We start from the raw sequence: 22,406 nt of genomic DNA, 5'->3' as shown, positions 1-22,406 counted from the left end.
AGAGGTTCCGCATGACCGTGAGGATCGAAACGACGCAGGCTCCCGCCGTCGAGGATCTGCGGTTTCTTGAGAAAAGCCTTTCCGCCTTCAACGACAGCGATGTCGGCCCGTCCGGCAAGACGCCGCTGGCGGTCTTCGTGCGCACCGAGGCCGGCGAGATCGCCGCCGGCGTGTCGGGCTACACCGCCTGGGGCTGGCTCTATGTGCAGTGGCTGTGGGTGTCGGAGAGCCTGCGCGGCCAGCGCATGGCCGGCAGAATGCTGGAGGCGGCGGAGCGGGAAGCGGTTCGCCGCGGTTGCCATGGCGCATTCATCGACACGTTCAATCCGAACGCCGCCAAGGCCTACAAGAGACAGGGCTATGAGCCTTTCGGTGCGCTCGAGGACTTTCCTGCCGGACGCAGCCGCACCTTCCTGCAAAAGAGGCTGCAGCCGGGACCGGGTGAGGATTAGCCGGCAAGCCGGCCGCCGCGCATCGGCTCGGGCACGCCGGTGGTGGTCGGGAAGCTGATCGGCATGTTCCGGAGCACGCGCACGGCAAGGAAGGCAAAGCACTCCGCCTCGATGGCATCGCCGCGCCAGCCCACCGTCTCGGCGGGGACCGCCTCGACGCCGGCCCGCACGCCGAGCATCTCCATGATCGCCGGGTTGTGACGCCCGCCGCCGCAGACGACGAGGCGGCGGGGCCGCTTCGGCAGGAGGTCGAGCGCCTTGCCGACGGCCGAGGTGGTGAACGCGGTCAGGGTTGCCGCCCCTGTCTTGGCATCGAGCCCGTCGGCCATCGACGCGCCGAAATCGAACCGGTCGAGCGACTTCGGATAGGGCGCGGCGAGGTAGGGGTGCTCGAGCAGGCGCGAAAGCCGCGCCTCGTCCACCGTGCCCGAGAGCGCCAGCGCACCGTCCCGGTCCATATCGCCAAGACCGAGACCCTTGACGAAATCGTTGATCGGCGCATTGGCCGGGCCGGTGTCGAAGGCGATGACCCGGTCCGCGCCGTCCCACCAGGTGACGTTGGCGACCCCGCCGAGATTGAGGACGGCGGTTTCGCCCGAAGCATCCACATCGCGCAGGAGCGCGGCATGATAGGCGGCCGACAACGGAGCCCCCTGCCCGCCCGCCCGCATGTCGGCGGAACGGAAGTCGTAAGCCACCTTGCAGCCGAGGATGGACTGCATCAAAGCGCCATCGCCGAGCTGACGGGTCTCGCCGAGGCATCCGGGCCGGGGGGCGCGGTGCAGGACCGTCTGACCGTGGAAGCCGACGATGCCGATGTCGGCCATCGCCAGGCCGGCGCTCTCGACCAGCTGGCGCACGGCTTCGGACTGGGCGCGCGTCAACACCTCCTCCGCCTCGCGGAAGATGGCCGGATCCGGCCCCTCAAAGTTCCAGGCACGCGCCTGCTGCAACGTCTCTTCCAGGAGATCCCGCGTGGCGCGCGGATAAGGCGCCAGCGTATAGGCGCCGAAGCGCTCCACCCGCTCGCCATCCGTCTTCAGGAGCGCGACATCGATGTTGCCGTCGAGAACGGTCCCGGTCATGAGGCCGACGGCCCAGATTGGTTCGAACTGTTGTCCCATGGTCGAGGTCCTAAACTTGATTGACGAGATCGCAGACGGCCTGGCGCAGAGGAAAAATGCCACTGTCGAAATGCCTTGTGGGGTGGATGCGGTTGGTGAGCAGCGTCCAGGCGCGGCCCCGGTCGAAATCGACCCACAGCGCGGTGCCGGTGAACCCGGTATGGCCGATGGTGCCGGGGCTGGCGAGCGTGCCGCCGTGCCACTGCGGATAGGGTCGCTCCCAGCCATGCGTGCGGTTTTCGGAGAGCGGGGTCCGCATCAGTGCCACCAGCGGATCGCCGGCCGCATCCTTCTCCAGGAGAGACTTCGCAAAATCGAGGACCGCATCGGCGGTGCCGAACAGGCCGGCATGGCCGGCTCCCTCCAGGGCGGAGCAGTTGTCGTCGTGGACTTCGCCGCACAGGATGCGATGACGCCAGGTGCAGTCCTCGGTCGCCGCCGCGACCTCGGGCGCGGCCGAGAAGGCGAAGCCCGGGCCGGAATCGAAATCCCTGAGCCGCTTTCCTTCCAGCCGTTCCATGGCAAGGCCGAGCAGGATGAAGTTGATGTCGGAGTAGACGGGGTTGGTCAGCCGCCGCCATTCCCGCTGCAGGACGAACGCCCGCAGAAGCTCGGGATCGCGGCCATAGGTGTAGATCGGCTCGACCGCCGGAAACGGCGTCTGATGGCCGAGGCACTCGCGGAAGGTGACCTTCCGCTCCCAGGCGGTCGGGTCGTATTGGCGCAGATCCGGCAGCACCGAGACCAGCGGCGCGTCGAGATCGATCACGCCATCGCGTGCATAGGCGAGGATGCGGGGGGTCGTGAAGATCACCTTGGTCAGCGATGCGAGATCGAACCATGTGTCCTCGCGCATTGCCCGCCGTTCCGGCACGGTCTGCGCACAGCCGGTCGCCCGCACGAGACGGGCACCGCCCCTATCGACGATACCGAACACGGCGCCGGGGATGCGCGCCGCCTGCACCGCGGCTTCGACAGGCTCGAAAGCCCGCTCGAGGAGAGGCGTCAACGGATGGCCGGCAGACACGTGGTTCCCTCCTCCTCCATTCACCGACTCAGGCCTCCGCAAGCGCCTTGTGATCCGGCCCGTAACGTTGCCACGCGGCAGGGTCCGGCTCGTAGCCGAGCGGGCGCACGAGCGAGGGAACCTGCCGGGTGTCGAGATCGAAGGTCTGGTGCCGCCGGTCTATGCTCGGCACGGCGGCGATCAGTCGCTTCGTATAGGAATGTTTCGGCTTCGAAAGGATAGAGGTCGCATCACCTATCTCGACGATCCGACCGGCATAGACGACGGCGATCCGGTGCGCGATGCGTTCCACCACCGCCATGTCGTGCGAGACGAACAGATAGGCAAGGCCGAATTCCTGCTGCAGCTCGACCAGAAGCTGCAGGACCTTTGCCTGCACCGAGACGTCGAGCGCCGACACCGCTTCGTCGAGCACGACCACCGAAGGGTTGAGCATCAGGGCGCGGGCGATGCAGAGCCTCTGCCGCTGGCCTCCCGAGAACTCATGCGGGTAGCGCTGCAGCGCGTCCTTCGGCAGGCCGACGCGCTCCAGAAGCTGCGTCATTCGCTGCGTCGTTTCCGCGGTGACGCGCCGGCCGGCCGCGATCACCGGCTCGGCGAGGATGCTGTCGACGCGCAGGCGCGGGTTGAGCGAAGCGTAAGGGTTCTGGAACACCATCTGCACGGCCGAAGACCCTTGGCCTTCCCGCAGATTCGTGTTGGCGGAAAAACGCCCCCTGGTCGGCGGCACGAGGCCGAGGATGGCGCGCGCCGTGGTAGACTTGCCGGAGCCGCTTTCCCCGACGATGCCGAGCGTCTCGCCCGGCATCAGATCGAAATCGACCCCGTCGACGGCGTGCACAGCCCCTGTCTGGCGGCGGAACAATCCGCTCGTCACCGGAAAACGCACGGTCAGCCCTTCGACTTTCAAGGCCGGCGCCGCCGGCGTGTCGGGCCTGCGAAAATCGGTTCGCGCCGCGCGGCCGGCCTCGAAATGCGGAACGGCGCTCAGGAGATGCCTGGTGTAGGGGTGCTGCGGCGTATCGAGGACCGTATCGAGCCTGCCCTGCTCCACGACCTCTCCGCTTTGCATCACCATCACCGTGTCGGCAATGCCGGCGACGAGGCCGATGTCGTGGGTGATGAAGATCATCGCCATGTCGGTCTCGCGCTTCAGTTCGGCGAGCAACGCCATGATCTGCGCCTGCACGGTTACGTCGAGCGCCGTGGTCGGCTCGTCGGCGATCAAGAGGCGCGGATTGCAGGAAATCGCCGCGGCGATCATCACCCGCTGCAGCATGCCGCCGGAAAGCTGGTGCGGGCAGTATTTCAGGCGTCGGGCAGCGTCGGGAATACGCACGCGGTCAAGCGCGTCCTTTGCGGCCGCAGACGCCTGGCGGCCGGTCAGGCCGCGATGCAGGCGGAACGATTCCTCGATCTGCTCACCGATGGTCAGCACCGGGTTGAGCGAGGTCATCGGTTCCTGAAAGATCATGCCGATCTCGCCGCCGCGGATCTTCGTCAGCTCTCGTTCGGAGGCCTGCGCCAGATCGAGCGTCCTGCCGTCGGCACGCGTGTAGGCGATGGACCCACGGGTGATCTGCCCACCCCCGTAATCGACCAGACGATTGATCGACAGGGCGGTGACGGATTTGCCCGAGCCACTTTCGCCGACGATGGCGAGCGTCTCGCCGGCGGCGAGGTCGAAGCTCACGCGCCGGACGATCTCGCTGGCCCTCGGATCGCGGCCGAAACCGACATGCAGATCGGAAACGGAAAGCAGCGGTGTCATGCGGCAACCCTCCGCGTCTTGGGATCGAGAATGTCGCGCAGCGCATCCCCCAGGAGGTTGAAGCCCAGGATCCCGATCATGATCGCCAGACCCGGGAAGACGAGCAGCCAGGGCGCCATTTCCATCAGGTTGCGGCTGTCGCTGAGCATCAAACCGAGCGAGGAGGCCGGCGGCTGGGTGCCGAGGCCGAGGAAACTCAAGCCCGCTTCGGTCAGAAGCGCCCAGGCGAGCGCCAGTGTCACCTGCACGGTGAGCGGGGCGACGAGGTTGAGCATCAGATGACGCGTCAGGATGTAGTATCGGCTGCTGCCGAAGGTGCGGGCGGCATCGACGAAATCGCGGGTCTTGAGCGACAGGGCGGGACCCCGCACGACACGGGTGAAGATGGGCGTGTAGACGATGGCGATCGCCATGACGCTGGTCCAGGTGCCCGGCCCCACGACCGCGATGATGAGCAGGGCGAGCAGGATCGCGGGAAAGGCAAGCAGGACGTCCATGATGCGCATGATCAGACCGTCCCAGCCCTTGCCGGACCAGGCGGCGGCAAGGCCCAGCACGACGCCCGCCGAGGCAGCGAGCGCAACGGAGGCAAAGGCGACGACGAAGGACTGGCTGATGCCCACCATCAACCGGCTTGCGACATCGCGTCCGAAAAGGTCCGTGCCCATCCAATGGACGGCATCGGGCGCCTGCAGGCGATCGATGCGGAACTGCATCAGCGGGTCATGCGGTGTGAAGCCCAGAGCACCGAGGATTGCGACGACGAGATAGAGGCCGACGATGGTTCCACCGATGCGGCCGCTCGGATGGGTGAAGATGGCCCGGAGAATGCGCATCAGCGATCTCCCAGTCGGATGCGCGGATCGAGCATCGCATAGGCGAGGTCGACGAGAAGATTGACGATCATGAAATTGAGCGCGATGAACAGGACGCTGCCCTGCACCAGCGCATAATCGCGCTGCAGGATGGCGTCGAGCACCATGCGGCCGAGACCCGGCAGCGCGAAGATCTGCTCGACGATGACGGCGCCGCCCAGCAGATAGCCGAACTCGACACCGCTCAGCGTGACGACGGGAATGAGGGCGTTGGGCAGCGCATGGCGCCAGAGCACGCTCATCGCCGGAGCGCCCTTGCTTCGGGCGGTGCGCACGTAGTCCTCGCTGAGCACATCGAGCATAGCCGAGCGCGCGATGCGCGTGACGGACGCCGCAAAGGCGAAACCGAGCGTCAGCGCCGGCAGGATGAGCTGACCCAGATTTTCCAGAGGGTCTTGGAAGAGCGGCGTGAACGCTCCCATGACCGGCAGCACGCCGAAGCCGACCGACAGGATGTAGATGAGCAGAAGCCCGACGACGAAATTCGGCGTCGACTGACCGATCATGGCGAAGATGCGTACGCCGAGATCGGACGGTTTCTCGTTGCGGGTGGCGGCGAAAACGCCGGCCGGAAGCCCGATGAGCAGCGCGATGGCCATGGAGAGCAGCGCGAGTTCCAGCGTCAGCGGAAAGCGCTCCAGGATCACGTCCAGCACCGGCTTGCCGAAGGTCACCGAGATGCCGAGATCGCCCTTCAGCGCCCCCAGAAGCCAGCGTCCGTATTGAACGGGCCAGCTCTGGTCTATGCCGAAATAGGCTTCCAGCGCAGCGCGCTGTTCGGGCGTCAAAAGTCCGGCCTCGGTTCCGAGCATCGCCGTGATGGCATCGCCCGGAACCAGACGGATCGAGATGAACACGAGGACGGACACCCCAAGCATGACCAGCGGAAAGGTCACCAGCCGTCGGGTCAGATAGTTCATGAAGCGGCCACCCCGCGTCCTTCCAACTGCAATTGTCTCATGCCCTGGCGTTCAATTCAAAGCGCCGCCGCCCTCTATCCCGCCGGCGCGGTTCGACACGCTCGCCACGGGGGCGCCTGGTGGGCCGCACCGGTCAGGCGCGGCCCCGCCATTCTTCATTTCGCTACCGAAACCTTGCTCAATCCGAACAGGGATCCGGTCGGGGTGGGCACGAAGCCCTCCACATTGTTCTGCTGCGCGGTGTAGCTGTAGGACGTGTAGAGCCAGATCCAGGGCGACACCTCGGCAAGGTGCTTTTCGAAGGCCGCGAAGATTTCCCGGCGCTTTTCCGGATCGCTCTCCACACGGCCCTGCTGCATCAGATCGTCGAGCGTGTCGTCGATGTAATTGGCCACCTTCTGCAGATTGCCGGCCTTCGTCCAGTAGCGGTTGTACATGGAATAGGGATCGGCGCGGCCACCGTTCAGCGCCACCGCCATGTCGAAATCGCCCTTCAGCCAGGTGTCGACATAGACGTTCAGTTCCATCAGCTTGATGTCGAGCTTGATGCCGATCTCGGCGAGCTGGGACTGGAGGACCTGCGCCTCCGCCGCGGCCGTGGGCGGCTCGCCGGTGGCGGCGATCACCGTGGCGGAAAATCCGTCCGCATAGCCGGCATCGGCCATCAGCTGCTTCGCCTTGTCGAGATCGCGCTCGTAGCAGAAGAGCTGCGACGGGTCGATGGCATAGGCGGGCATGGTGAGCGGACCGGTCACCTTGCCCTCGCCGAGCAGAGCGGTGTCGAGCACATCCTGGCGATCGACGGCGCAGGAGATCGCCTGACGCACGCCGAGTTCCGTCATCGGCGTGCGCGACGGGTTCAACTGCAGGACATGGTAGTTGAGCACCGGGGTACGGTCGAGCCGGAGGCCGGCTTCGTTGGGAACGAGCGTTGCCACCAGAGGGTCGTTGATCAGTGCGAAATCCACCTGCTTGGCGCGCAGCGCCGCCAGGATCGCCGTCTCGTCCGGAAGCACGCTGATGTCGATGCCGTCGATGGAGGTCTCGCCGCCGGCCCAATCCTTGTTGGCACTCAGCACCTCCTTGGCGTTCGGCTCCCATTTGTCGAGCTTGAACGGTCCGGAGCCGATGGCCTTGGTGCCGATCGTGCCGGCCGCGATCTCGCTCGCCGGAACCACCGCCGCGTTGATGTTCGTCATTGCCGTCAGAAGCGGCACGTCGGGCTGCGACAGATTGAAGACGACGGTCGTCTCGTCCGGCGTGTCGATGCTGGCGATCGACAGGAAGTTGGCACGCGCCGCCGCACCCGTCTCCTCGGCCATCAGGCGTTCGAACGAGGCCTTGACGTCGGCCGAGGTCACCTTGTCGCCGTTCTGGAACGTCGCGTCGGGATCGAGCTTGAAGGTCAGCGTCTTGGAATCCTGCGAAAACTCCCAGGACTGCGCCAGGGCGGGCACGATCTTCAACGCGTCGTCGAGGCGCACGAGAGGCTCGTAAATCAGCTCAAGAAGGCGCAGCGACGAGAAGGCCGTCTGCTTGTGCGGGTCGAGGCCTGTCGCGTCCTGCGACCAGGCCATGCGCAGCGTGGCGGCGGCGGCCGGCACGGCAAAGCCCGCCGCACCCAGCGCGACGGACAGTGCAACGCCGCATATCAGCTTTCCAGAAAATGACTTACCCATGTTTTTCTCCCTCTGAGAACAAGGACTGCTCCGCGTCCGAACCGGCCGGTTCGCCCGCCCCATACTTACTTCCAATCCTGCGCAGCCTCAGGCCGTCTCTCGTTGATCGCCTTGCGCAGGAACCCGCCGGCATCGGCGAGCGCCGTCCGCGCATCCTCCGCCTCCAACCCCGTCAGGGCAATCATGATCGCCAGCTTCACGTCGTTGTCGGCACTCTGCAGATAGCCCTTCGCCTCGTCGAGCGTGCAGCCCGTCGCCTCCATGACGATGCGGGAAGCACGGGCGAAGAGCTTCTGGTTGCTGATCGTCAGGTCGACCATCAGGTTCTGGTAGATCTTGCCCATGCGGATCATGCTGGCCGTGGTCAGCATGTTGAGAATGAGCTTCTGCGCGGTGCCGGATTTGAGGCGCGTCGAGCCCGTGAGGATCTCCGGACCGACGACGGGGGCGATCGCCAGGTCGGCGATGCCGCCGATCACCGAATCGGGATTGCACGACAGGGCGACGGTCGTCGCACCGATCTCCCTGGCATAGTTCAGACCGCCGATGACATAGGGGGTGCGTCCGCTGACGGCGATGCCGACAACCACGTCGCGCGCCGTAAGGCCGGCCTCCCGCAAGGCCTCGCGTCCTTGCGCCGGGTCGTCCTCGGCCCCCTCGACGGCATGCGTCAGGGCTTCGGGACCGCCGGCGATCAGGCCGAACACCATGTCTTCCGGCACGCTGAAGGTGGGCGGGCATTCCGAGGCGTCGAGCACACCCAGCCGACCGCTCGTGCCGGCCCCCATATAGATCAGACGGCCGCCGTTGCGAAAGGCTTCCACGACCTTGTCGACGGCGGCGGCGATCTGCGGGATCACCTGCTCGACGGCATGCGGAACGCCCTTGTCCTCATCGTTGATCAGCTTGAGGATTGCCGGGGTCTGTTGAAGGTCGATGTGCATCGTCTTCGGGTTCCGGCCCTCCGACACCAGCTTTTCCAGCTCTGACATCAACGCTTTTTCATTCATGACTTCTTCCCGAAACTCGGATGCTCAGACGTGCAAAGGGAATGGCGTCAAAATACCGCTCGCGACCGTCGGTCGAGAGCCGGTGAACCCGTGCGGCGCTGCCTTTTGTTTATCGCGCCTTCCCTGTCGTATCCGCAAAGGATTATAATTGAAAATTCCCACCGTCAATCGCCATTTGGAATAATGTATTCCTAATGTCGGCTCGAGAGAAGCTCTCAAAGTGCCCCGGCCGCTCTCCTGGCCAGGATGATCGCACCGGAGACGGCATCCCCGTCGGCGGGCTTCAGGCGGCGGCGCACGTCCGGCGACAACCACGGTTCCAGCGGTCCCGCGAGACCGCCGAGCAGGGTCACCCGCGGCGCACCCTGGTCGAACAGCGCGCGCACCAGCATGTCGATCTGCCCCGCCGCCGTTTGCACGATGCGCCGTCCGGCCGCATCGCCCTGGTCGGCGTGGCGCAGCACCATCGGCGCAAAGGTCGCGTAGTCGGTGGCCGTCGCCCGGTCCATCCACTGGACGACCTCGGCGGGATCGTCGCCGAAGCGCTGCAGGACTTCCGCCAGGAGGAGGCTCTTCTCGATGCGCCCGTCATGCGCCTGCAGCGCCAGCCGCAAGGTCATCAGGCCGATATCGGCTCCGCTGCCCTCGTCGGAGATCGGGAAGCCGTAGCCTCCCATGCGCAGGTCGCGCCCGCCGACGATGCCCAGACCGATGGAGCCTGTACCGGCAATGACGATCGCCCCGTCGAGGCCCGAATGCGCCCCGAGACAGGCACCGATGCCGTCGCTGACGAAATCGATGCTGGCGAACGGGTGGGAAAGCCGGCGCAGCGCCTCGAGAGATCCTTTGCGGGTCATGCCGGCAAGCCCTACGCCGGCATGGATGCGGGCGATGCCGGCTGCATCCAGTCCCGCCTCGGCGATGGCCGCGCCGAAGGCGCGCGACACCGAAGCCCACGCTTCCTCGATGCCGAGCCGGGTCGTGGCGGGGCCGGAAAGGCCCTGCCCGAGCACGGTTCCCGCCGCGTCCTCGATCCGCGCGCGGCACCCGGTCCCGCCGCCGTCCACGCCCAGAAAATAGCCCTTGTCTTCTGCCGTTTCGGTCATGGCTGTCTCAGTCATGGCTTCAGTCGCGCAGCCTTTCGATCTCGGCACCGCATTGGGCGAGCTTGCTGTCGATCTGCTCGTAGCCGCGGTCCAGATGATAGACCCTGTTGATGATCGTTTCTCCCTCGGCAGCCAGCGCGGCCAGAACGAGCGAGACGGAGGCACGCAGATCCGTCGCCATCACCTGCGCCCCCTTCAGGGCCGCTCCGCCGCGCACCGTGGCCGCCGTCCCCTGCAGCGCGATGTCGGCGCCCAGCCGCACCAGCTCGGGCACGTGCATGAAACGGTTCTCGAAGATCGTCTCGCGGATATGCGAGGTGCCCGCCGCGCAGCAGGCGAGTGTCATGAACTGCGCCTGGAGGTCGGTCGGAAAGCCTGGATAGGGCTCGGTGACGATATCGGCGGCGCGCAACGGGCCGCCGCGCGCGACCACCAGGCCGCGATTGCTTGGCCGGACGCTCGCCCCCATGATCTCCAGAACCTGGATCACCGCGGCGAGGTTCTCGATGCGGGCGTTGGTCAATTCCAGCTCGCCGCCGGTAATCGCAGCAGCGACCGCATAGGTGCCGGCCTCGACGCGGTCGGCGATGCCGTGATGCTTCGCCGGCTGCCATCCGGTCGGACCCTGGACCAGGATGCGGTGCGTTCCGGCGCCTTCTATCTCGGCCCCCATCGCGGTGAGGCAGGCGGCCAGATCGGCAACCTCCGGCTCGCGCGCGGCATTCACGATCTCCGTCTCGCCGACGGCCATGGTGGCGGCCATCAGCGCCGTTTCCGTCGCCCCGACGGAAGGCGCGCCAAGCAGGATACGCGCCCCTTTCAGCCCGCCGCGCGCGGAAGCCACGATAAGGCCGTTCTCGATGACGATCTCCGCTCCCAGCGTGGCGAGCGCATCGATGTGCATGTCGACCGGCCGCGCGCCAATCGCGCATCCGCCGGGCAGCGAGACCCGCGCCTCGCCGAAGCGGGCCAGCAGCGGCCCGAGAAACAGAACGGTCGCCCGCATGCGCCGCACCGTATCGTAGCTGACTTCACGCGATACGATGTCGCCGGCATCGATCGTCGTCGAATGCGCATTGCGCTCGACGCGGGCGCCGTAAAGCCGGGCCACGCTCAGCATGTTGTCGACGTCGGAGACCTGGGGAAGGTTTGTAAGCTCCAACGGATGAGGACTGAGCAGCGCGGCGGCGATCTGCGGGAGCGCAGCGTTCTTCGCGCCGGCGATCGTTACCGTGCCTTGCAGCCTGCCTCCGCCGACGATCCGCAATCTGTCCATGGCCGCAACCCCTCCGATATGATGGCGGCCACCCCGTGGGCCGCCGCATTGAAGGCCACTATTGGTATATTCCATTGTCGCATTGCTCAACGGAATATATTATTCCCATCGGCATTCGGCGCAGGCCGGTGCGCGCAGCTGTGAAAGGAATGCATGTCGATTCTCAAGGTCATCCGCGCGAAACTGGAGTCGATGGCGCCGGCCGATCGCCAGATCGGGCAGTTCATTCTCGACAATCCCGATAGGATGCTGCGCCTGTCGTCCGCCGCGCTTGCCGCAGAAACCGGGCGCAGCCAGTCGAGCGTGGTCAAGTTCAGCCAGAAGCTCGGATATGAGGGATATCAGGACCTGAAGCTTGCCGTCAGCAAGGCGAAGGCACAGGAATGGCACGTTCCGACCGAGATGATCCACAGCACCATCGAGGTCGATGACAGCTATGCCGTGGTCCTGCAGAAGCTGATCGGCAGCAAGCTCCTGTCGATGCAGGAGACGGTCGCCGCCAACAGCGAAACCGAGATCGGCAGGGCGCTTGCGGCACTCAACCGGGCTCGCCGCGTGCATATCGCCGGCGTCGGCGCCTCCTCGCTGGTCGCCCGCGATCTCACCTACAAGCTGCAGAAGCTCGGGCGATATGCGTTTCACGACAGCGACAGCCATGTGCAGATGGGCAGCGTCTCGGCGCTCGGACGGGAGGATGTCCTGTTTGCGCTTTCCCATTCCGGCAAGAGCATCGAGACCCTGCGCATCGCGGAGTTGGCGCGCAAGCGCGGCGCGACCGTCATCTCCGTCACGCGGCTGCAGGAAAATCCCCTAATGGGCGCCGCCGACATCCGTCTGCACACCGTGGCCGACGAAGAACGCGCGCGGTCGTCTGCGATCACTGCACGCGACGCGCAACTGGCCCTGACGGATCTGCTTTTTCTCCTTCTGGTCCAGCGCCAGCCCGACGCGAACGAGTATGTCCACAACAGCGAAGCCTCGGTGGCGGTCCTGAAACTGTAGCTCCACTTGCTGCGTCGGCCTCAAGGCCAGGCAGCAAAAGACTCCCCGCTCTTCGACTTGCGCCGCACGGCCTCCCTGCGCAGGCGGCCGGGAGCAACGCCGGTTTCCCGCTTGAAAAAGCGGTTGAAACATTCGGCATCCTTGAAGCCCGGGGGTTCGGCAACGAAAGCGCGGTGGTGGAATAAATCTTCAGCGCGCGTCCGCGAGGATCATGTCTGCCGCCTTCTCGGCGATCATCAGCGTCGGCGAGTTGGTGTTGCCGGAGGTTATGGTGGGCATCACCGAGGCATCGGCGATGCGCAACCCCGCCACCCCGTGCAGGCGCAGCCGCGGATCGACGACGGCATCCGGATCGACGCCCATACGGCACGTTCCGACGGGGTGGAAGATGGTCGTCCCCACCTGGCCGGCCGCCTCCACCAGTTCCTCCTCGCTCTGATAGCGATCTCCCGGCTTGAACTCCTTGGGCGCGTAACGCTGTAGGGCGGGCTGCGCGACGATGCGGCGGGTGAGCCGAATGGCATCGGCGGCCACGTGCCTGTCGCTCTCCGTCGACAGATAGTTGGGGCGGATCGCCGGCTGCTTGCGGAAGTCTCCGGAAACCGCGTGCACCGAGCCGCGGCTGTCGGGCCGTAGATTGCACACGCTTGCGGTGAACGCCGGAAAGGGATGCACCGGCTCCCCGAACTTGTCGAGCGACAGCGGCTGCACGTGATATTGCAGGTTGGGCGTCTCGCGCGACGCATCGGAGCGCGTGAACAGGCCAAGCTGGCTCGGCGCCATCGACATGGGACCGGAGCGGCTGACAAGATATTCCAGCGCGATCGCCGCCTTGCCGGCCAGGCGGCTCGCCTGCTCGTTGAGCGTGCGGATGCCCGACACCTTGTAGGCGCAACGCAATTGCAGGTGATCCTGCAGGTTCTCGCCGACAGACCGGTGCTCCTTCAGGACCGGAATGCCGGCGTTCTGCAACACGGCGCCACGACCGATGCCTGAGAGCTCCAGGATGTGCGGCGAGCCGATGGCGCCGGCCGCCAGCACCACCTCGCGCCGGCAGCGCGCCTCCTGCGCCGTCCCGTCCCGGTCATAGGCGACGCCGCGCACGGCACCGTCCTCGAAGAGCAGCGTGCGCACATGTGCGCCGGTCTCGACGCGCAGGTTCCTGCGATGGCGGACCGGCTTCAGAAAAGCCTTCGAGGCGTTCCAGCGCACACCGCCGCGCTGATTGACCTTGAAATAGGACGAGCCTTCGTTGCTGCCCCGGTTGAAATCGTCGACCCGCGGAATGCCCAACGCCTCGGCGGCGTCCTGGAAGGCGTCGAGGATGTCCCAGCGCACGCGCGCTTCCTCGACGCGCCACTCGCCGCCTGCCCCGTGCATCTCGTCGGCGCCGCGATAATAGTCCTCCGGCTTGCGGAAATAAGGGAGCACGTCGTCCCAGCCCCAGCCGGTGCAGCCCATCTGCCGCCACTGGTCGTAGTCGCGGGCCTGGCCGCGCATGTAGATCATGCCGTTGATCGACGAACAGCCGCCCAGCACCTTGCCGCGCGGATAAGCGAGCGAGCGGCCGCCAAGCCCGGCTTCCGCTTCCGTGGTGAAGCACCAGTCGGTGCGCGGGTTGGAGATGCAGTAGAGATAGCCGACCGGGATGTGGATCCAGGCATAATTGTCGCGCCCTCCCGCCTCGAGCAGGAGGACGGAAACGTTCGGATCGGCCGACAGACGGTTTGCCAGAAGGCAGCCGGCCGTTCCCGCGCCGACGACGATGTAGTCGAAAGTCCCGGTCATGGCGGTCAGACTTCTTCCCCGGAACCGCCACGCGCGAGGCGCGCCTGGATCTCACCGACAATGCCGCGCCGGAAGAGCAGGACGCAGATCATGAAGATCGCCCCGGTGATGATCGTGACGGGGAACTCGGACGTTGCCAGATAGTTCTGCAGCGCCACGACCAGCCCGGCACCGATGATCGGACCGAGCATCGTTCCGATGCCGCCGAGCAGGGTCATCAGGATCACCTCGCCCGACATCTGCCAGGTGACGTCGGTGAGCGTGGCGAACTGGAAAACCAGAGCTTTCATGGCGCCGGCAAGGCCCGCCAGGGCTGCGGACATGACGAAGGCGGCGAGCTTGTAGCGGGCCACGCTGTATCCCAGCGAGGTGGCGCGATTCTCGTTCTCCCGGATCGACTTCAAGATCATGCCGAACGGCGAGTTGACGATGCGCCAGATGGCAAAGGCGCCGAGCAGAAAGCAGCCGAGCACGAAATAGTACATGTTCAGCGACAGGCCGAGGTCGATGAACCCGAAGAGATGGCCGCGCGGCACGCCCTGAATGCCGTCCTCGCCCTTCGTGAACGGAGCCTGCAGGCAGAAGAAGTAGAACATCTGCGCCAGCGCGAGCGTGATCATGGAGAAGTAGATGCCCTGCCGGCGGATGGCGAAGAAGCCCATCACCAGCCCGAGGAGCGCCGCGCCGGCGACGCCGAGGAGGATGCCGGCCTCGGGAGTCCAGCCCCACTCCTTGACCGCATGCGCTGTGAAATAAGCGGCGCCGCCGAAGAAGGCGGCATGGCCGAAGGACAGCAGGCCGGTGAAGCCGAGCAGAAGATTGAACGCACAGGCAAACAGCGCGAAGCACAACATCTTCATCAGGAAGACCGGATAAAGAAAGAAGGGGGCGGCAAGGAGCGCGGCAACCGCCACCCCCACCAGCATCCATTCCGTGCGCGCACGGGTCCTGTTGCGGATACCGCTTGTCGTCAGAGCAGCCATGTCACGCATCCCTTCCGAACAGGCCGGCAGGCCGGACAAGCAGTACGATCGCCATGATGACGAAGATGACGATGTTCGAGGCTTCCGGATAGAACACCTTGGTCAGACCCTCCGCGAGACCCAGCATGTATCCTGTGACGATGGCGCCGAGGATCGACCCCATTCCGCCGACGACCACCACGGCGAAGACGACGATGATGAGGTTCGACCCCATCAGCGGGCTCACCTGATAGACGGGCGCGGCCATGATGCCGGCAAGGCCGGCCAGCGCCGAGCCGATGCCGTAGGTCAGCGTCAGGAGCAGGGGCACGTTGACGCCGAAGGCCTGCACCAGCGTCGGATTTTCCGTCGCTGCCCGCAGATAGGCGCCAAGCTTGGTCTTCTCGATCAGGAGCCAGGTGCCGAGGCAGATGAAGAGCGAGGCGACGACGACCCAGCCTCGATAGTTCGGCAGGAACATGAAGCCGAGATTGGTGCCGCCGGTAAGCTGCGACGGCGGTGTGTAGACCTGGCCCGAGACGCCATAGAAATAACGGAACGCTCCTTCGATGACGAGGGCGAGGCCGAAGGTGAACAGCAGACCGTAGAGCGGGTCGACATTGTACAGCCTCGACAGGGCCAGCCGCTCGATGATCATGCCGGTGACACCGACGATCAGCGGCGCCAGGATCAGCGCCGGCCAGTAGCCGATGCCGAGATAGGCCAGAAGCAGATAGCCTACGAAGGCGCCGAGCATGTATTGCGCGCCGTGCGCGAAATTGATGACCCGCAGCAGGCCGAAGATGATGGCAAGCCCGAGGCTCAACATGGCATAGAAGGAGCCGTTGATGAGGCCGACCAGCAGCTGCCCGAGGAGGGCCTGGATCGGAATCCCGAAAATCATGGTCATGGCTTCAAACTCCAATCACCTCATGCAGCACGGCCATGCGCTCCTCCAGCTCGCCGACCGGGAAGTCGACGGTGATCCTGCCGTGTTCCATGAGATAGAAGCGATCCGCGATGCGGCTGGCGAAACGGAAATTCTGCTCGACCAGCAGGATCGTCATGCCGCGCGCCTTGAGCGTGGCGAGCACCTCGCCGATGCGTTCGACGATCACCGGGGCAAGACCCTCGGTGGGCTCGTCGAGCAGCAGCAGCTTCACCCCGGTGCGCAGCATGCGGGCGATCGCCAGCATCTGCTGTTCACCTCCCGAAAGCTTGGTGCCGGAGCTGTTGCGCCGCTCCTTGAGGTTGGGAAACAGGTCGAATATCTCCGCGATGCTCATGCCGCCATCGGAGACGACGGGAGGCAGGATAAGGTTCTCCTCCACCGTGAGCGTCGAGAAGATGCCGCGTTCCTCGGGCACGAAGCCGAGCCCGGCATGCGCCGTGCGGTGCAAAGGCGTGTGCATCAGGTCGCGGCCGCCGAACTCAATCACGCCCTTGCGTTTGCGGATGATGCCCATGATGGCCCGCAAGGTGGTGGTCTTGCCGACCCCGTTGCGTCCGAGCAGCGTCACGGTCTCGCCCCGCATCACATCGAGGCTCACCCCGTGCAGCGCATGACCTTCTCCGTACCAGGCGTTGAGGTCGCGAACCTTCAGAAGCGGGCTTGCCTGCCGGTCAGTCATAGGCCGTCCCCATATAGGCCACCTTCACCTGCTCGTCCTGGCTGACCGTCGCGTAGTCGCCGGCGGCGATGATCTCGCCGCGCTGCAGGACCGTGATCCAATCGCACAGATCGGCGACCACCTTGAGATTGTGCTCCACCATCAGCACGGCGCGGTCCCGGGCGACGTCGCGAATGATCTCGGCGACGATGCCGACATCCTCGTGGCCCATGCCCGCCATGGGCTCGTCGAGCAGCAGGACCTTTGGATCGAGCGCCAATGTCGTTGCGATCTCCAGCACCCGCTTGCGCCCGTAGGAAAGATCGGCAGCAAGCCTGTGCCGTTCGTTCTGCAAGCCGACCGTCTCGAGCAGGGCCTCGGCGCGCGGGGTCAGGAGATCGAGGGCGCCCAGGGAGCGCCAGAACTGATAGCCGAGCCCGCCCGGCCGCTGCAGCGCGACGCGCACATTGTCGAGCACCGTCAGATGCGGGAAGATCGCCGAGATCTGGAACGAACGCACCAGCCCAAGCCGCGCCACCTTGGCGGGCGGCGTGTGGGTGATGTCGCGTCCAAGAAGCTCGATCCGGCCGGCACTGGGCGCCAGAAACTTGGTGAGAAGATTGAATACCGTGGTCTTGCCGGCCCCGTTGGGGCCGATCAGTGCGTGAATCTTCGCATGATGAACGTCCAGATCGACGTTCTTCACGGCGACGAAGCCGGCAAAGTCGCGCCGCAAACCGCGGGCGGACAAGACCACCCGCGGCTCTGCATCGACGCCCGCGCCGCCGGCAACGGCCTGCGCATTCATCATTTCAGCCGTCGTCACTGCGTGACCAGTGGGCAACCGCTCTCGGACGGCTTGATATAGGCTTCATCGCCGGGGATGGTCGCCAGAACCTTGTAATAGTCCCAGGGCTCCTTGCTCTCGTCCGGCGTCTTCACCTCCATGAGGTACATGTCATGGATCATGCGGCCGTTTGCTCCGACCTTGCCGTTCTCGGCGAAGAGGTCGTTGACGGGCATTTCGTGAAGCTGCTTGGCAACCGCCTCGGTCTCATCCGTGCCGGCCTTCTCGATCGCCTTGAGGTACTGCGTGACGGCCGAATACGTGCCCGCCTGCACCATGTTCGGCATGCGCTTCGTGCGCTCGAAGTAGCGGCGGGCGAACTCGCGCGACTCGTCGTTGCGGTCCCAGTAGAAGCCTTCCGTCAGCGTCAGCCCCTGCGCGGCCTCCAGGCCGAGACCGTGCACTTCGGCAAGGGTGAACAGCAAGGCCGCCATGCGCTGGCCGCCCGCGACGATGCCGAATTCAGCGGCCTGCTTGATGGCGTTCGCCGTGTCGAGGCCGGCATTGGCCAGGCCGATCACCTTGGCGCCCGAAGCCTGAGCCTGCAGCAGGAAGGAGGAGAAATCCGTCGTCGCCAGCGGATGACGCACGGCTCCGACCACCTCACCGCCCTTCGACTTGGCGAAGTTGCCGGTCTCTTCCTCCAGCGAATAGCCGAACGCATAGTCGGCGGTCAGGAAGAACCAGGTATCGCCGCCCTGTTCCACCAGTGCGCCGCCGGTGCCGACGGCGAGCGCATGCGTGTCATAGGCCCAGTGGAACCCGTAAGGGGAACACTGCTCGCCGGTCAGCGCCGTCGTCGCGGCGCCGGTCACGATGTCGATCTTCTTCTTTTCGGTGGAGATGCCCTGCACGGCCAGCGCCACCGACGAGGTGGTCAGTTCCATGATCGCATCCACCTGCTCGGTGTCGTACCACTGGCGAGCGATGTTGGAAGCGATGTCCGGCTTGTTCTGGTGGTCGGCGGTGATCACCTCGACCGGCTTGTCGAGGACCTTGCCGCCATAATCCTCGACAGCCATCCTGGCCGCTTCATAGGACCATTTTCCACCGAAATCCGCGTAGACGCCCGACTGATCGTTCAAGATGCCGATCTTGACGACGTCGTCGGAAACCTGCGCCATGGCCGGCAGTGCCGCAGAAGCCATCAGCGCAGTGGATATAAGAGTGAGTAATCTCATTGTCCGTCCTCCCTATGGTGAACCGCATGGTACGCGACAGCGCGCGCGGTGCTGTTTCCTGCCTGCAGGCGAGTGAACTCTCCTCGGTGCTCCCCCCAACAGGATCAATCGACGCACGAGATGTTGCGGCGAGACCCGCGCAAAACGGGTCTCCCTTCCCATGCGCGATCATGGTCAGAGTCATAGCATTGACCTTTCTGCACACAACCATTTATTTTCGCACAAACTCGGTGCAAAAACGTACAGACCCATGCGACCATTTTCCTGGGACGACCTGCAGTTTTTCCTGGCCGTCGCCAGAACGGGGCAACTTTCTGCGGCAGCGCGCAAGCTGAGAACCAACCATGCCACGGTGTCGCGGCGCATCGACCGGCTGGAGCAGGCGCTCGCCGCCAAGCTCTTCGAGCGCAACCCGCGCGGCTATGTTCTCACGGCTGCGGGGGAAAAGCTGGTCGAGCGCGCCGAAGCCGTCGAGCGCGAAGCTTCCAGCGTGGAGAGCGAGGTGGCCGGCGGCACGACGCCGGTGAGCGGCGTGGTGCGAATCAGCACGCTCGAGGGGTTCGGCAATTTTTTCCTGGCCGACCGCCTGCCGGGCCTCGCCCAATCGCTTCCCGGTCTCTCGATCGAGCTTCTGATCATCCAGCAGATCGTTTCGCTGTCGCGCCGTGAGGCGGACATGTCGGTGACGCTGTCGACCACCCGAACCGGCTCGCACCATTACGAAAAGATCACGCTCTACCGCCTTTTCCTCTACGGAACGCGCGACTATCTCGAGCGCCACCCGCCGGTGCGGCGCAAGGCGGATTTGTCGGGCCACCGCATCATCGGCTACATCGAGGACATGATCTTCACGCCCGGGCTCGATTACCATCGGGAAATCCTGCCGGGCGCGCGCGCCTTCTATCAGAGCTCGAGCATTCACGCGCAGCTTGCGGCGACGCGCAAGGGGCTGGGCCTTTGCGTGATGCCGCATTTCATGGCGCGCCATTATCCCGACCTGATACCGGTGATCCCGAAAGAGGTGCATCTGGAACGCTACTACTGGTGCATAGCGCATCAGGACATGGCGACCGCGCCGCGCATTCGCATGCTGACGGACTTCATCAAGACCGAGGCCAGGAAGGCCGAGGACGACTTTCACGGGCAGGTTCTGCTCGAGTGACGATGGTTCAGGCGGTCTCCGTCCCGGCCATGATCGCCTGCAGGGCGTCATAGGCGGCAAGAACCGTCCGCGCCTGCGCTTCATGGGCAAGGGCAAAGGCCTCGCCGTAGATCGTCTCGTCGGGATATTCGGTGATCAGCATCATCGGAGCCGTGTGTCGATCGTCTTCCGAAACGGTGCAGGGAAAGCCGTTCAGCACCTCGAACTGCAGCGCGCCGGCATGCACCTCGTAGAGGCGGATCTGCCGCTCGTTGAAGGCAAGCAGGCCGGGGATCGCACCGAGTGCGAGCGTCACCGCTTCCAGCACCGCGCGGGTTTGCTCCGCCCATCCCTTCTTGTGGCGCCCGATCAGGAAAAACCCCTTCGGGACGGTCCACATCTCGAAGCCGCGCGGTATGTAGCCGGTCAGCGGGCGGGTCCACTCATGGGAAGGGTAACCGTGCAGATTGACATGCAGCAGGGCGCCGGTTCGTGCGTGGCTCTCGCGGCGGATGCCCTTTTCGTGGAGCGGCTCAGCCTCGCGGTATTCGAGGTCGTCGCCCAACGCGGTGTAGCGGGCCGCATGGTGCATATGGCGCGGCTGGCTCCGGCACAGGCGCCAGTGCAGCGCATATCCATCCGGATTTTCCAGCGGCGAAACCGCAAAGTGAGCGTTGGGGCGGTCGGCAAGCAACCTGGCGCCGCGCAACGCACCGGCGATGCCGGAGACCTCGTTGGGATGCTGGCCGCCGCTCAGCATGATGGGGTGATCGGTGCCGCGCACATAGCGCGCCGGAACGTCGCGGCCGGCGCGGGATTTCACGCTGTAGGCTTCGCCGCCGATCTCCCCGAGAACCTCGTCGATCTGCGCGACGCCGAACGGCGCCTGCGCCCGATGGAGATCCTGCCGCGGCCATGCGGCGTCTTCGGATGAAAGCGGCCGGGTTTCGATGCGAAGGGTCACCGCTCCTTCGCTTGCCGCGATCTCGGGGACGATCTGGCCGGGCTGCAATCCCCGCGATCCCAGCGGCCGGCCCGACCTCTTCTGGAACAGCTCGAGCAACGAGAAGTAAAACTCCTCGTGCAGCGCCTCGTGCAGGCTGATCGCCTCTTCGCCCACCGGCAGGGCGCGATCGGATCCCGGAAGGGAAACGGCGACGTGCAGCGTCTCGAAGAGCGGCTCCTCAGCCCCCCAGCGGTGATCGGAAACCGCCCGCAGCGCCTCGTGGAACAGGGCCTCGTACTCGGTTTCAAGCGCCTCATCCACACTGCGACCATCGGGATGGCTGATGCGCAGCCAGCCGCAGGGAGACAGCGGCTTCTCGCCGACATGGTCCGGCGCCAGCCGGTTGGGCGCAAAGACGGTGCGGTGGAAGTCCGTGCCGTCCGGCCGCCTCGCGCGCACGGCATATTCGCATCGATCGCCAGGAGCCCCCGGCACGAAGGAGAGTTCGGCATCGCCGAGCATCCCGGCCAGAGGATAGGCTTCCAGCAGGAAGCGCTGTTCGACCGCCGCCTCGTTCACCGGATAGGTGATCTCGATGCGCTCGAACGGCCCCGAAGCCCCCTCCTCTTCCAGGAAGAAATGAACGAGCGGCTTGTAGGCGCTGTGCAGCCTGGCGGCGATGCCGGCCTTCGCAAACCTTTGCTCGGCGCCGCGTCTGCTTTCGGCGTCCTCGAACAGCCAGGCTTCAAGGCGCGCTCCGCGCCAGGCTTCGACGGCATGGTCGGCGACCAGGCGGTCCAGTGTTCTTTCGAAGGTCTTATCGAGAATGACGGTCATGCTTCGGTGCGTCCGGTCGGGTCGAGAAGATCGCGCAGCCAGTCGCCGAGAAGGTTCAGGCCGAGCACGGTGAAGAGAATGGCAAGGCCCGGGAAGACGCTGACCCACCAGGCGTTCTGCAGATAGGTGCGCCCGTCGGCCAGCATGCCTCCCCAGCTCGGGATCGTCGGGTCGACGCCGAGACCGAGGAAGGTCAGCGAACTCTCAAGCAGAATGTTCGTGGCGACGTTGAGCGTCATCAGCACCACCACCGGCCCTGCCAGATTGGGCAGGAGATGCTGGAACAGGATCTTGATGTCGGGCACGCCGATCGCCTTGGCGGCATGAATGAACTCGCGGTCGTTGAGCGACAGGACCGAGCCGCGCACGAGGCGTGCATACTGCACCCATTGCGACACAATCAGCAGGATGATGGTGTTGCCGAGCCCGCCGCCGACGATGGCGATGAAGGTGATGGCGAGCAGAATGAAGGGCAGTGCCAGCTGTACGTCGGCAAAGCGCATCACCAGCATGTCCCAGAAGCCGCGATAGTAACCGGACACCAGGCCCATCACCACGCCGACGACCACGGCGCCGGCGACGGAGGCGAAGCCCACGAGCAGCGAAATCCTGCCGCCGGTCACGACGCGGGCCAGAACGTCGCGCCCCAGGGGGTCCGTTCCCAGGAGGTGATGCCAGTCGGTGAACGGTCTGGTCAGCCGGGCCGCCAGGTTGATCTGCTCGCCGCCGTCGGGAAACAGCAGCGGCGACAGGAGCACAGCCAGCGTCATCGTGCCGGCAAGGACGATGCCGAGGATGAACTCGATGTTCTTGAAGTGGCGCAGCCGCGCGGCAGCCTGTGTCATCATCGCG

General features: G+C 65.3%; 20 protein-coding genes. 3 read left to right on the top strand and 17 right to left on the bottom strand.

Features of this window, described 5'->3' with window-relative positions; translation table 11 throughout:
- The first annotated feature begins 11 nt into the window (after positions 1–11).
- Positions 12–452 (top strand): GNAT family N-acetyltransferase, encoded by a 441-nt coding sequence (locus NUU27_RS00180; RefSeq protein WP_257760005.1) that lies wholly within the window; start codon positions 12–14, stop codon positions 450–452.
- Here the strand turns inward: NUU27_RS00180 and NUU27_RS00175 are convergent.
- From NUU27_RS00175 to murA, 9 genes are all read right to left on the bottom strand, one after another.
- Positions 449–1,576 carry an anhydro-N-acetylmuramic acid kinase gene (locus NUU27_RS00175; RefSeq protein WP_257760004.1) on the bottom strand — a complete coding sequence of 376 codons (1,128 nt, stop codon included), beginning with the start codon at positions 1,574–1,576 and terminating at the stop codon, positions 449–451. The genes NUU27_RS00180 and NUU27_RS00175 overlap by 4 nt on opposite strands.
- A gap of 10 nt (positions 1,577–1,586) precedes the next feature.
- Complete coding sequence (locus tag NUU27_RS00170; RefSeq protein ID WP_257760003.1) at positions 1,587–2,603, bottom strand: serine hydrolase; 1,017 nt, start codon at positions 2,601–2,603, stop codon at positions 1,587–1,589.
- A 28-nt stretch (positions 2,604–2,631) separates the two neighbouring features.
- A complete protein-coding gene (locus NUU27_RS00165) occupies positions 2,632–4,374 on the bottom strand; it encodes an ABC transporter ATP-binding protein (RefSeq protein ID WP_257760002.1) in 1,743 nt (580 codons plus the stop codon).
- A complete protein-coding gene (locus NUU27_RS00160; protein WP_257760001.1) occupies positions 4,371–5,210 on the bottom strand; it encodes an ABC transporter permease in 840 nt (279 codons plus the stop codon). The genes NUU27_RS00165 and NUU27_RS00160 overlap by 4 nt, the downstream gene beginning before the upstream one ends.
- Positions 5,210–6,169: an ABC transporter permease gene (locus NUU27_RS00155; RefSeq protein WP_257760000.1), complete on the bottom strand. Its 960-nt coding sequence runs from the start codon at positions 6,167–6,169 to the stop codon at positions 5,210–5,212. Before NUU27_RS00155 ends, NUU27_RS00160 begins: the two co-directional genes overlap by 1 nt.
- 155 nt (positions 6,170–6,324) lie before the next feature.
- Positions 6,325–7,848: an ABC transporter substrate-binding protein gene (locus NUU27_RS00150; RefSeq protein ID WP_257759999.1), complete on the bottom strand. Its 1,524-nt coding sequence runs from the start codon at positions 7,846–7,848 to the stop codon at positions 6,325–6,327.
- 65 nt (positions 7,849–7,913) lie between these two features.
- Positions 7,914–8,858 (bottom strand): N-acetylmuramic acid 6-phosphate etherase, encoded by a 945-nt coding sequence (gene murQ / locus NUU27_RS00145; protein WP_257759998.1) that lies wholly within the window; start codon positions 8,856–8,858, stop codon positions 7,914–7,916.
- A gap of 215 nt (positions 8,859–9,073) precedes the next feature.
- Positions 9,074–9,964 carry an N-acetylglucosamine kinase gene (locus NUU27_RS00140; protein WP_257759997.1) on the bottom strand — a complete coding sequence of 297 codons (891 nt, stop codon included), beginning with the start codon at positions 9,962–9,964 and terminating at the stop codon, positions 9,074–9,076.
- 19 nt (positions 9,965–9,983) lie between these two features.
- Positions 9,984–11,240: a UDP-N-acetylglucosamine 1-carboxyvinyltransferase gene (murA, locus tag NUU27_RS00135; protein WP_257759996.1), complete on the bottom strand. Its 1,257-nt coding sequence runs from the start codon at positions 11,238–11,240 to the stop codon at positions 9,984–9,986.
- A gap of 153 nt (positions 11,241–11,393) precedes the next feature.
- Between murA and NUU27_RS00130 the strand changes: the two genes are divergently transcribed.
- Positions 11,394–12,242, top strand: coding sequence for a MurR/RpiR family transcriptional regulator (locus NUU27_RS00130; RefSeq protein WP_257759995.1), 849 nt, complete (start codon positions 11,394–11,396; stop codon positions 12,240–12,242).
- Positions 12,243–12,431: 189 nt separating this feature from the next.
- On the opposite strand, the gene NUU27_RS00125 is transcribed toward NUU27_RS00130, so the two are convergent.
- Genes NUU27_RS00125 through NUU27_RS00100 form a run of 6 tightly spaced genes read right to left on the bottom strand, consistent with a single transcriptional unit; the run spans position 12,432 to position 18,630 of the window.
- Positions 12,432–14,030 carry a GMC family oxidoreductase gene (locus tag NUU27_RS00125; RefSeq protein WP_257759994.1) on the bottom strand — a complete coding sequence of 533 codons (1,599 nt, stop codon included), beginning with the start codon at positions 14,028–14,030 and terminating at the stop codon, positions 12,432–12,434.
- A 5-nt stretch (positions 14,031–14,035) separates the two neighbouring features.
- Entirely contained in the window at positions 14,036–14,956 is a 921-nt protein-coding gene (locus NUU27_RS00120; RefSeq protein ID WP_257760211.1) for a branched-chain amino acid ABC transporter permease, read from the bottom strand.
- Between the two features lie 58 nt (positions 14,957–15,014).
- Positions 15,015–15,902, bottom strand: coding sequence for a branched-chain amino acid ABC transporter permease (locus tag NUU27_RS00115; RefSeq protein ID WP_257759993.1), 888 nt, complete (start codon positions 15,900–15,902; stop codon positions 15,015–15,017).
- A gap of 4 nt (positions 15,903–15,906) precedes the next feature.
- A complete protein-coding gene (locus tag NUU27_RS00110) occupies positions 15,907–16,623 on the bottom strand; it encodes an ABC transporter ATP-binding protein (RefSeq protein ID WP_257759992.1) in 717 nt (238 codons plus the stop codon).
- Entirely contained in the window at positions 16,616–17,410 is a 795-nt protein-coding gene (locus NUU27_RS00105; protein WP_257760210.1) for an ABC transporter ATP-binding protein, read from the bottom strand. The genes NUU27_RS00110 and NUU27_RS00105 overlap by 8 nt, the downstream gene beginning before the upstream one ends.
- A 14-nt stretch (positions 17,411–17,424) precedes the next feature.
- Positions 17,425–18,630 carry an ABC transporter substrate-binding protein gene (locus tag NUU27_RS00100; RefSeq protein WP_257759991.1) on the bottom strand — a complete coding sequence of 402 codons (1,206 nt, stop codon included), beginning with the start codon at positions 18,628–18,630 and terminating at the stop codon, positions 17,425–17,427.
- A gap of 250 nt (positions 18,631–18,880) precedes the next feature.
- On the opposite strand from NUU27_RS00100, the gene NUU27_RS00095 reads away from it, so the two are divergent.
- Positions 18,881–19,792 carry a LysR family transcriptional regulator gene (locus NUU27_RS00095; RefSeq protein WP_257759990.1) on the top strand — a complete coding sequence of 304 codons (912 nt, stop codon included), beginning with the start codon at positions 18,881–18,883 and terminating at the stop codon, positions 19,790–19,792.
- A gap of 7 nt (positions 19,793–19,799) precedes the next feature.
- Here the strand turns inward: NUU27_RS00095 and NUU27_RS00090 are convergent, their stop codons facing one another.
- Together NUU27_RS00090 and NUU27_RS00085 are read right to left on the bottom strand one after the other, a co-directional pair.
- Complete coding sequence (locus tag NUU27_RS00090) at positions 19,800–21,554, bottom strand: peptidase M14 (RefSeq protein WP_257759989.1); 1,755 nt, start codon at positions 21,552–21,554, stop codon at positions 19,800–19,802.
- Positions 21,551–22,399 carry an ABC transporter permease gene (locus tag NUU27_RS00085; RefSeq protein ID WP_374565077.1) on the bottom strand — a complete coding sequence of 283 codons (849 nt, stop codon included), beginning with the start codon at positions 22,397–22,399 and terminating at the stop codon, positions 21,551–21,553. The genes NUU27_RS00090 and NUU27_RS00085 overlap by 4 nt, the downstream gene beginning before the upstream one ends.
- Positions 22,400–22,406 lie beyond the last annotated feature (7 nt).

Origin of the sequence: Nitratireductor sp. ZSWI3, from assembly GCF_024655565.1 — a bacterium.
Lineage (GTDB): Bacteria > Pseudomonadota > Alphaproteobacteria > Rhizobiales > Rhizobiaceae > Nitratireductor.
Note: the sequence above shows the minus strand (reverse complement) of the source record. Positions and strands in the feature narration are given on the sequence as shown.